Origin of the sequence: Pseudanabaena sp. SR411, from assembly GCF_002251945.1 — a bacterium.
Classification (GTDB): Bacteria; Cyanobacteriota; Cyanobacteriia; order Pseudanabaenales; family Pseudanabaenaceae; genus Pseudanabaena.
This window is the reverse complement of record NZ_NDHW01000099.1, coordinates 29,397-41,405: the sequence shown is the minus strand read 5'-3', so window position 1 is coordinate 41,405 and position 12,009 is coordinate 29,397. Positions and strand designations below refer to the sequence as shown.

The following is a 12,009-nucleotide window of genomic DNA, read 5'->3' as shown; positions in this document are numbered from 1 at the left end:
CCTAATACCTAATCCTAAATATTCTCCTTTTCATTCTCTTGGATTTGCTCAGTTCTCCATTCTCTGGGTTGCTTCTTCCTGCTCTTTTTCTGATTTTCTTAATCAACTTAGTCTAGACTCCAGTAAATTACTTAGGGAGAGGAGATGTCTAGATCCCCCCCAGCCCCCCTTGTAAAGGGGGGAGAATTATCTTCTTCCCCCTTTACAAGGGGGATTGAGGGGGATCTTTGGCAACTTTTGCTTTAGGGTCTTTGCATTTTTCGCGCCCTCCTGAGATCGCCACGTGAAGGTACTTTGACTGAAGCATCTTGGTCGCTTGATGGGGCAATTATTTCCGCAATACTACTAACTGTTGGGGCTTGATAAAGGCTATGGGCGGCAACCTGAGCATTCAGTTCTTTGTTTAAACGGGCAATCAATTGCACACCTAATAGTGAGTCACCTCCTAATTCAAAGAAATTGTCATTGATACCGACCTTATCAATCCTTAATAGCTGTTGCCAAATTGCAGCGATCGCTTTTTCGGTGTCGTTACTAGGCGCGACATAGATACTATTTAGCCGAGGTCTTGGGTAGAGTTGGCTGGTGGTAGGGGATTCATTAGTTAAATCTGAAGATTTAGGATCGGTAAAGGCGGAAGTTTGTTCCCAGAGACTTTCTAGGGACTGCGGGGTAACGATCGCCTGTGATAGCGTGCTGTTTAAAATGCGGGTTAGAGCCTCTAAACCTTCCGATGGAGCGATCGCATATTTGAGACTTTCTTGTTGCAGGGCTTGGAATTTTGCTGATGCTTGGGTGTTTTTTGTATTCACAGCCATACCGACATCTCGCCAAGCATTCCAGTTAATGCTGGTGACAAATTTGGTTTTCTTTAAGCTATGAGCATAGGTATAGGCATCTAGAAAAGCATTTGCCGCACAGTAATCGACCTGACCAAAGGCTCCTAATACTGCGGTTAAGGATGAATAGAGAACAAAAAAGTCAAGGGGTTGATCTTGGAAAATTTGCTCTAACACCAAAGTTCCTTGAATTTTTGGAGCCATCACCTTGGCAGCTTCCGCACTAGATTTTTGTTGGATCACTCTACCTCCAGCCACTCCTGCCGTATGGAAGACTCCCTGAATTTGTCCCCATTGCTGTTCGGCTTTGGCGATCGCTACTTGCATCTGTGACAAGTTAGTAACGTCAGCAGCGATCGCCAGTACCTCAGCCCCAATGGCTTCTAGCTCTTGCAGGTTCAGGATCTGTTGACTAGTGCGATCGTTGATGGCGTGGGTGTCTAGCCAACTTGTCCATTGCGATCGCTCAGGGACTGCACTCCTACCAATAAGCAATAATTTTGCTTGAAATGTCTTGGCTAAATGCTCGGCAAGAACTAACCCTAGTCCACCTAGTCCACCTGTAATCAAATAAATGCCACCTTGTTTAAGCCTTGGAGGATCTTGCTGTTGTGCTAATTGAACTGGCTCATAGGTAGGCAACCATCGGCGATTGCCACGATATGCCACAATCGGATCTTTGATGGGTTCTGCCAATTCAGAGAGGATTTGATCGATCCAGCGATTATGGCTCTGTTCGTTATTGACTGGCAAGACGATATCAATACTCTGACATTGAATTTGGGGATATTCCTTGGGAATCACCTTACAAGTGCCCAATACTGTCGCCTTTGCGGGTTGTAAAGATTCATCCTCAGTGACCGCTTGGATCTGATTGGAAATTACCGATATTTGTAAACCTTCCTCCCAAGTATATTTACCAAGGGCTTGAGCAAGATACAGCAGGCTGTAAAAACCTCTGCTTAAAGTGTCGTCGATAGAAGGATTTTCCTTAACAGCAGTGACATTCCAGAAATGGAGAATTCGGCTAGGTTTGCGATCGCTCTTCATTAAATCATCGAGCAAGGCTCCATAGGCGCTAGCAGAGTTAGGGTTGATGCTATAGGAATTAGTTTCTAAACAAGTAAATTCTGTCGCTCCAGCCGCCACGGTGATCAGATTTGGCTGGGTCTGGCGTAGTTTTTGCAGCAGTAGATCCGACCAAGGGCTTGGATCGAGAAAAACTAGCCAGAAGTCTTTTTCGAGTTTTTGGGGTTTTGCAGGATTGGCGATCGCGCTTTTCCAAACTGGTGCATAGAACCATGCGTCAAGGTTTAATCTTTGGTCAGCAAGAGAATTAGTAAAAGTAGTAATGGTGGCTTTTGCTGGTGGAGAAATCCAGAATCTTTGACGCTCAAAGGGATAGGTGGGTAAGGGCAAGCGATGTCGCCATTGATGACTATAGAAAACTGACCAATCAATGGAGATGCCGCCTAGCCATAATTGACCTAAAGTATTTAACAGATGCGTGAAGTCAGAGGATTGCTCCTGTGGATGGCGCACAGAATTGAGAACCATTTGCGCGGATGGCTTCTGGCTATGGCGACGCACTAAGGTACTTAAAGTCTTCCCTGCCCCAACTTCTAATAAAATCTGTGCGGGATTATTAAATAGTTGCTGGATGCCATCACTAAAGCGCACAGTTTGGCGAATATGCTTAACCCAATAGCTAGAATCGAGCGCTTCGGCAGGAGTAATCCAATTCCCAGAGACATTGGAAATATAGGGGATTTGAGGTGGATGTAGATGAACCTTGGCGAGATGGCTTTGAAATTCAGCAAGCATTGGCTCCATCATCGCCGAATGGAAAGCATGGGAAGTATGCAGACGACGGCAATCTATGCCCCTTGTAGTTAATTCTTGCTCTAAGCGATTGATTGCTGCAAATGTCCCTGATACTACACTAAGATTAGGCGCATTGAGAGCAGCGATCGCTACATCTGGTTCGGCATTTTGTGCAATTAGTGGTTGAATTTCCGCTTCACTTAAAGAAACCGCTAGCATCGCTCCCGCAGGTAATTGCTGCATTAAGCGTCCACGCATGGCAACTAAGTTGAGAGCCTCTTCGAGAGTAAATACTCCCGCCAAACAAGCCGCCACATACTCACCAATGCTATGCCCAATCATGGCGATCGGTTTAATGCCCCAAACTAGCCATAGTTGTGCCAGAGAATAGGCGATCGCAAATATGGCAGGTTGGGCGATCGCTGTTTGCTGTAATCTGTCTTGCATTTCTGAGGTCTGCGCTTGCGGCGGATACAAGATTTTCCGTAAATCTAAGCCTAGCAATGGGTTTAGGAGTTCACAACAGCGATCAAGATGTTCGCGAAAAACAGGGGCATTTTCATAAAGCTCCCGTGCCATACCTACATATTGCGAACCCTGCCCCGAAAACATAAATACCACGGAGGCTTGGCGATCGCTCTTGATGTGGCTGGAGTTTGCGAGAGAAGGCGGATCAGTTAGACTGGCGATCGCTTCATCGACGTTGCGACATACCAACATCCGCCGATGCTCGAAATGATGTCGCCCAAGGCTGAGGGTATAGGCTACATCCGCTAGGTTAAGATTACGATTCTGTTGGAGGTGGATGGCGAGATTTTGGGCGATCGCATTTAACGCTGTCTCTGTTTTCGCTGATATGAGCAATAATTTATCGCCATGATCGGAATCATGGCGATCAGAATTTTTAATTACAGGTGATTCTTCTAAAACCACATGGGCATTTGTGCCACCAATTCCAAAGGAACTTACCCCTGCTCTCAAGGGATGATTACCAGAGCGTTGCCAATCCCTAAGAGTTGTATTCACATAAAAGGGACTATTGGCAAAATCAATATCAGGATTGGGTTGCTCAAAATGGAGGGTGGCAGGAATTTGACGGTGGTGAAGAGATAGAACTGTTTTGATTAATCCTGTTACCCCTGAAGCCGCATCCACATGACCAAAATTTGACTTTACCGAACCGATCGCGCAAAATCTTTTCTTGGCAGTTTGTTCTTGAAAGGCTTGGGTCAAGGCTCGAATTTCAATGGGATCGCCTAAATTTGTCCCCGTACCATGAGCTTCGATATAGGAAATCGTCTCTGGATTGATCCCTGCGATCGCCTGAGCCTCAGCAATCACTTCCGCTTGTCCAGATACACTAGGGGCGGTATATCCGACCTTTAAAGAGCCATCATTATTGATTGCCGAGCCTTTGATCACCGCATAGATATAGTCGCGATCGGCAACGGCTTCTTCTAAACGCTTTAACGCCACAATCCCTACAGCATTACCAAAAATCGTGCCATCGGCTTTAGCATCAAAAGGACGACAATATCCATCGGATGAAAAGATATCTCCCGATTGATAGGCATAGCCAACCTGCTGTGGCGTACGGATACTGACTCCTCCTGCTAAAGCAATATCACACTGATAGCTCAAGAGATCGCGACAGGCTAAATGGATCGATACTAATGAAGTAGAACAAGCAGTACTAATATTAAGGCTTGATCCATTCAAATTTAATTGATAAGAAACTCGCGTTGCCAAGAAATCGCGACTATTACCGATTCCTGCGCCCCAGCCACCTTCTGCAAATAGATTGGGATTCAGGCTGAGATTATATAGCAGGTAAGTACTCCAATTTGCCCCTGCATATACACCGATTTTCTCTTTACTACTATTTGTCGAGTAGCCAGCATTCTCTAGCGCTTGCCAAGCACATTCTAGAAATAATCGCTGTTGGGGGTCGATCAATTCGGCTTCCTTTGGGCTATAGCCAAAAAACTGAGCATCAAACTGATCGATATCCGCTAACACCGCACCAGCCTTGACATAGTTGGGCTGATTAAAAATTTCTGGACTCACTCCTTCAGCGATCAACTCTTCTTCGGAGAAAAAAGTAATTCCATCTACGCCATTACGGAGATTTTGCCAAAACTGAGCAATATCCTTGGCTTTAGGGAATCTCCCTGCCATACCAATGATTGCAATTCCTGTTAAATGATCTTGACTCATCTGCTCATCCATAATGTTATCCATTATCTCTACTCCTGCGCTGGCTTAGACGTTGATTAGCTTCCTGCTCCATTGCTACACGTTGTTTGCTAGCGCGATCGCTAATATTTTTTAGTGGTGTTTTTTCGGGCTTCGTTGAGCTAGAGCTAGCTTGATTAGCTTCGGCTTGACTCAGATAAGTCGAGAGGGAACTAATCGTTGGATATTCAAACAAATCAACGGTCGGAATCGAACGAGAGAGCGCAGTTTGCAATTTTTGCTTGGCTTGAATGAGGAGAAATGAATCTCCTCCGAGACTAAAGAAATTATCATGAATACCAATCTGTTTAATACCTAGTAATTCTTCCCAAATAGTGGAAATTATTTGCTCAACTTGAGTATTAGGCATGGCGTAAGCGGTTGACAGATTTGGTCGAGCATAGAGAACTTTATCACCAGTCTCTTCGGCAGGTTTACTAGCAGAGTCTCTTAGCTTCCAAGCATTAGGCTGTATCCATTGCTCATAGCGTCTGGGCAGATCGGCGACGGCGATCGCAATTTGCGGCGTAAAAGACATCGCTAGGGCTTGCTCGAAGGCTTGTGTGCCTTCTGTCGCGGTCATCGAAAATTCTAATAGACTAGAACCTTTGCTAGATTCTGCATTTTTCGCTTCTTCAATGTTCCAAGTATCCCAGTTTAAACTTTTCCACTTTGGGTCATTTTGGGCAATTACAAAACTATCCATAAACAGATTGGCGGCGGCGTAGGCAGTCATTCCTAAACCTCCCAAAATTGCTGCTAAAGATGACATTAAAATCCAAAAGTCAAGATGGCGATTCCCTTCAGGGTGCGTTCCGCCGCCTAATAGCTCCTCTAAAACCAGCAGTCCACAAACTTTAGGTTGAAATTGTTGTTCGCAGTCTAGAGTTTCTATCGCCGATATCTGCGAAAACTTAGCACTCTGCAAAGCTCCAGCCCCATGAATTACGCCATTGATATTTCCAAGCTTTGATTCTGCTTGAATTAAGGCAGCTTGCATTTGCGACTTGTCGGTAATATCAACACTCATCACCAACACTTCTGACCCTAAGTTCTCTAACTGGCGTAATTTTTCGATTTTTTGGCTAATCGGATCTTCCTGAGCATGGGTAGTCAACCAGAGATCCCATTCTGGGCGTTCAGGAAAAGGCGATCGCCCAATTAAAATCAATTTTGCTTGGAAATTCCGCGCTAGATACTCCGCTAAGACTAGCCCAATTCTGCCTAAGCCGCCTGTGATTAGATAAACACCTTTTTGCCTTATGGGAACTGCTTGCTGAGCTTGGCTAATGGGAATCGGCTCATAGGATTGCGTCCAGCGATGGTAGTTACGATAGGCAACGATCGCGTCATGGTTTGTGCTGGTGATTTCTTGTAACAGTTGAGATAAGAAGCGATCGCTTTGATAAGATGCAGATTCTGTCACCGTGATATCGATATTGCGGCATCGGATATGGGGATATTCTTGGGGAATCGTTTTACAAGGGGCTAACAAAGTCGCTCTAGCTGGACAGATAGTTTCATTGCCTAATACAGAATGCAGATTATTAGAGACAACAGTTATTTCTATAGGATCGAGTATTTGGCATTTATCTAGAGCTTGAGCAATGGAGATTAAGCTATAAAAACCGAGAGATTGTGCTTGTGCAAATTCTGCATTTATAGGGTGATCCCATACATTCCAGAGATGCAAAATTTTAGTCGGTTGCTTACCGATCGCTTGCAAAGTATTGAGCAATGTCCCATAGTCTTGAGGATGTTGGGGATTAAGCACATAGCTATTTTCAGTCACTTTACCAAACTGATTACCAATATTTACGGTAATAATTTCGACGTGATCGCTTTGTTGTAATAGAGCCGCCAATTTTGTAGACAGCCCTAAACTATCAGCAAATATCAACCAACAGGGCTTTGATAGATTGTGCGAATCAGCTTCTGTTCTCATCTCCTCTAGGGCTGGAAATACCGTTTGCTTCCAGAGGGAAATATAGAACCACTGAGTCTGATCGGGATTCTTAGTTAAACTCTGACGAAGATTTTGAATTGGATTGTCTTGGGGTAATACTTTAGCGCCATCAATCCAAAAGCGTTGACGCTCAAAGGGATAGGTAGGCAAGGCAACTCGATAGCGTTCTTCATCCCCATAGAAGTTTTCCCAATCAATAGTTGTCCCCGCTAGCCAAAGCTGCCCAAGGGTCTTAATTACAAAACCAGCATCGGATTGATGATCCTTAAGATGGGGTAAAGATGTCAGAACTAGATGCTCATTTTTGCGCTCAGGGTGACGCATCGCCAAACTACTGAGGGTATTTCCTGCTCCCACCTCTAGGAAAATTGCATGGGGATCTTCCAAAAGTTGCTGCATTCCCTCACTAAACCGCACAGCTTGCCGTAAATGTTGTCCCCAGTAGCTAGCCGAAGTTGCTTCTAGGTCAGTAATCCACTTGCCCGTAACATTCGATAAATAGGGGATTTTGGGAGCCTGTAGACGCACTTGAGCAAAGGCAGTCACTAAGGGACTAACCACAGGTTCCATCATCGCTGAATGGAAAGCATGGGAAGTATGCAGAGGACGATGCTCAATTTCTCGTTCAGTCAGAATCGCGATTAGGGATGCGATCGCCTCCGTTGTTCCCGAAACCACACAATTCGTAGGGCTATTGATCGCCGCCAATGAAATATCCGCATTGAGGAATGATTTGATTTCCTGTGGCGATCGCGATATGGCTACCATTGCGCCTGTGGGCTGTTGCTGCATTAACCGACCACGCTGGGCGACAAGGGTTAGCGCCTCATCTAGCGAAAATACCCCTGCTAAGCAAGCCGCCATATATTCACCAATGCTATGCCCGATCATGGCGTGAGGCTTAATACCCCAATGCATCCATAACTGCGCGATCGCATAGGCAATCGTAAATATGGCTGGCTGGGCGATCGCTGTTTGTTTGAGTTGCTGCTCCGCGATCGCCAGATTTGCCTCAGATGGATATAAAATATCCCGCAAGTCAAGTCCTAAGGGTTTATAGAGATAGGAAGCGCAATAATCAATATGCTGTCGAAACACAGCCTCTTCTTGATAAAGCTCCTTGCCCATATTCACATATTGAGAACCCTGCCCCGAAAACATAAATACAATCGGGCGATCCTGCGAATCTTGAAATTGAGTTAAAGTCGGCGATGTTTCTGGTGCGGCTAAATCCCTTGCCGCCGATGCCGCAGACTGGCAAACTAACATTTTTCTATAACCGAAGGTTCTCCTACCGACTTGGAGCGTAAAGGCAACATCAGCCAGATCTAAACTAGGACAATCTTGAAGATGTTTAACTAAATTTTGGGTCGCCCGATCTAGAGCCGCTAGCGACTTCGCAGAAAGTAATAAAAGTTGATGTGATCGCGAACTTCGCTCCGTCTGATCAATCTTCTCAATCCGATCAATTTGCGGAGATTCTTCTACAATCACATGGGCATTAGTACCACCCACACCTAGCGAACTAACTCCCGCCCGACGAGGCATTCCCTGGGGGGTGATCCAATCTTTTAGCGAAGTATTCACATAAAAAGGCGTATTGGGAAAATCAATTTTAGGGTTGGGAGTTTTGACATGGAGTGTAGGTGGAATCTTGCGGTGTTTCAAAGCTAATACGGTCTTAATTAAACTAGCGACACCTGCTGCTGCATCCAAATGCCCAATATTACTTTTTAATGACCCGATCGCACAGAATCCGCGCTTCTGGGTATAACTCCTAAAAGCTTGAGTAAGCGCCATAATCTCCACAGGATCGCCAATATTTGTCCCCGTCCCATGCGCCTCAACATAGGTAATCGTCTCAGGATTGATATCCGCGATCGCCAGAGCCTCGGCGATCGCCTCCGACTGACCATCCACACTAGGAGCCGCAAAACTTACCTTCAAAGAGCCATCATTATTAATCGCTGAGCCTTTAATCACCGCTTCTATATGATCATGATCGGCGATCGCATCCTCTAAACGCTTAAGAACAACAATTCCGACACCACTACCAAAAATAGTACCTTGAGCATCGGCATCAAACGCCCGACAATGTCCATCAGGAGAAGTAATGCCTCCCTCTCCATAGAGATAACCGATGTGATGGGGTATCCTCACTGACACCCCACCCGCCAAAGCCATGTCACACTCATCATTCAGCAAACTCTGACAGGCTAAGTGAATAGCTACCATGGAAGTAGAACAAAAGGTTTGAATATATAAGCTGGGACCCTTAAGATTTAACTTATAGGAAGTTCCCGTCGCTAAAAAACCTCGACATCCACCATCGGTAATCTGTGCCTTTCCAATTTGAGCAAGATGATTAATTAAATAGGTATTCTCCGAAGAGCCAGCATAAACACCAATCAAGCCCGCATAGCGCTCAGGATCATATCCCGCGATCTCTAGAGACTCCCATGCACATTCTAAAAACAAGCGATTTTGCGGATCCATATATTCCGCTTCCCTTGGATTAATGCCAAAAAAATTAGCATCAAACAAATCAAAATCATCTAAGGTAGAAGCAGCTTTAACGTAGTTAGGATCGCTAAAGAGATTGGATGCTACTCCTGTCAATAAAAGCTCTTGTTCGCTAACTTGACTAATAGACTCCACACCATTTTGCAGATTTTCCCAAAACTCAGCTACTGAATTTGCTTTGGGAAATCGACCATTTATGGCAATAATCGCAATATCTAACCCAGTTGATGGGATTGGTTGATTTGGCATAGAGCTTTTTACAATCTCTTTACAAGAAAATATTGCAGAATTATTTCTCTAGCTACTTCAAGTTGAATTGTCTGCTGAATACAACTAAACGATCTACAAATTTTTAACAACAATAGCATCATAGCGTAGCATTATTAATCCATACTGCCATTAATCAAAAGTAGGTTTCATCGGTAAATCTCCGCCAAATTGCGGATTGATTACGAGAAACTTTATTGTTCCATTTGGCAATAAAGAGCATTAGGGCTTAATGCAAGCGATCGCCTATATCATAGATTCAGAAACCTTTTTGCGAACATCTACACAAGTAAATTTTTATACATGATGCGCCCACATGTGAAGATTTTTATCAATTTTTACAATAATCTAGCGATCGCAACTATGCCCTTAGAAAAACTATTAAATATTCTTTACCAACTTACGCACAACAACATCAAGTAGAGGTTGCGGATTCTCCTTAAATGTCATATGTCCACCAGACAGCATTACCGCTTCAAACTCTCCAGTTGTATATTGCCGCCATTGCTCCAGAAAATCTTGATTAACTAAAGGATCATCATATCCACCCATCGCTAAAATTGGGCAATTTACAGAGAATTCATTGAATACTTGATAGGTTTCGTTAATAGTAAAGTCAGCCCTAACAATAGGCAAAAACAATGACATTAATTCTGGATCATCCAAAATTAGATTAGAAGTCCCTCCAATAAGTCGTAATTCCTCAATCAAAGCTGAATCTGCCTGTAAATGTAAAATTTTATCAAGTGGAATATGTGGAGCGCGACGACCAGAAACTATTAAATATTCGGGAGATGGTAAGTGGTTTTGGTAAAGTTGGCGTACAAACTCAAAGGCAATCAAAGCCCCGACACTATGACCAAATACAGCAAATGGCACATTTTTAACATACGGCAAAAGGCTTATTAGTAATTCAGATATTAATAGTGCCATATTACTAAAAGCAACTTCTTTAAATCGTGTTTCTCGCCCTGGCAATTGAACAGCACTTATCGCTAGACCAGATGGCAAATATTTTGACCAGCTATTAAAGATAGAGGCTCCACAACCTCCCGGAGGAAAACAAATTAAATTTAACGATGTTGAATGACTTAACTTTGGTTGTAGTATCCAAGGATTATTAATTTTTAGATCAGACATAGACAAATATTAGATTTTCTAATTTAGAATTGTAAACTATCATAACTAGCTAGTTTCACTACGTCTAAAAACTAGTACTCTTGATAATTTTAGCGATCGCCTATAGTATTAGCCTAAAATTTCTATTCAATAAACTTCAACCATACAAGGATCTGTCATTTTTTAGCCATTTTACTTATTCCCTAAATTTACTATGCTAGCTAACAACCTAAGCATTCTATCTAGAGATTACAAAGATCTAGAATCTAAGGGTTATGTGGTAATCCCTGCTTTTTTGTCATCAGAAGAATTAGAAGTATTCAGGAAGGATATCTCTACCCAAGACTGCCAAGGACTACCCAAAAATCAGAACTATCGACTAGGGGCAATATCACAGCAAACCTTAGACAAATTTGCCCAAAAGTTTAATGAGGTTAGTAATAGTGTTAGAGAGCAAACCAATATCCAAGCAGATTTGCTAGTAGGTGGTGCTTACTTTTCTACCGAGGGCAATCAATCCTTTGGCTGGCATCAAGATCATGAGAGTTATTACCTTACTCAAAATCATTATCACTATCTAAATCTATACATGCCGATTATTAAGCCCGATGTCAGCAAATCAAACTTGTGCATTGTTCCTTTTGATCGTTTACAGGTAAGAAGTCCAGAAATCTATAAACGGATTTTGAACAGAGGTGCGACCCGTTATCAAGTAGAAAAGCACAAAACCACAATTTACAATGATAACGATGGCGGTAAATTAGGAATACTAGATTACAGTATTGAAGATATAGCGGAAATCCCTTACCTGAATGCTGGAGATCTACTTTTAATTAGAGGAGATGTAATCCACAGGACGCAAGATGCCGAGACATTACGCACTGCTCTTTCTATCCGCATAACTAGTAGTGAGGATAAAATTGTTAAAGCTAAGCTAGTTCGAGGAGGACTGAGCAAATTCACCATGATGTTGAATAATATAGCCAATTATCAAGTTATATTCGCTTACCTTGATCATCATAGACTTAGGCAATTTAATATCAATGGGAAGGATGCTGACCAGTTTATTGAGTTTAGCAAGACATTCCCTAAGGAACAATGGATGACCAAAAGCCAGTTTTTTAGATATCTCATTTTGCAAAAAATTAAAGCTGGATTAGTTTTGAATGCGGGTTTTATAGCTTTGTATTATCTTGCCTCAAAGTTAAAAGCACGGCTATTGAAACTTTTTTAAGT

General features: G+C 43.2%; 4 protein-coding genes. 1 reads left to right on the top strand and 3 read right to left on the bottom strand.

The genetic code is table 11. The annotated features are described in order from the left end of the window. Positions 1-242: 242 nt before the first annotated feature. The 3 genes from B9G53_RS09825 to B9G53_RS09815 form a co-directional block, all read right to left on the bottom strand. Positions 243-4,904, bottom strand: a complete 4,662-nt coding sequence (locus B9G53_RS09825; protein ID WP_094531666.1) for a type I polyketide synthase — start codon at positions 4,902-4,904, stop codon at positions 243-245. Then, positions 4,897-9,636: a type I polyketide synthase gene (locus tag B9G53_RS09820; RefSeq protein ID WP_094531664.1), complete on the bottom strand. Its 4,740-nt coding sequence runs from the start codon at positions 9,634-9,636 to the stop codon at positions 4,897-4,899. The genes B9G53_RS09825 and B9G53_RS09820 overlap by 8 nt, the downstream gene beginning before the upstream one ends. A 399-nt stretch (positions 9,637-10,035) precedes the next feature. Further along, a complete protein-coding gene (locus B9G53_RS09815) occupies positions 10,036-10,794 on the bottom strand; it encodes a thioesterase II family protein (RefSeq protein WP_094531662.1) in 759 nt (252 codons plus the stop codon). A gap of 193 nt (positions 10,795-10,987) precedes the next feature. Here B9G53_RS09815 and B9G53_RS09810 point away from each other — a divergent pair, with 193 nt between their 5' ends. Then, entirely contained in the window at positions 10,988-12,007 is a 1,020-nt protein-coding gene (locus tag B9G53_RS09810) for a hypothetical protein (protein WP_094531660.1), read from the top strand. The last annotated feature ends 2 nt before the right edge of the window (positions 12,008-12,009 follow it).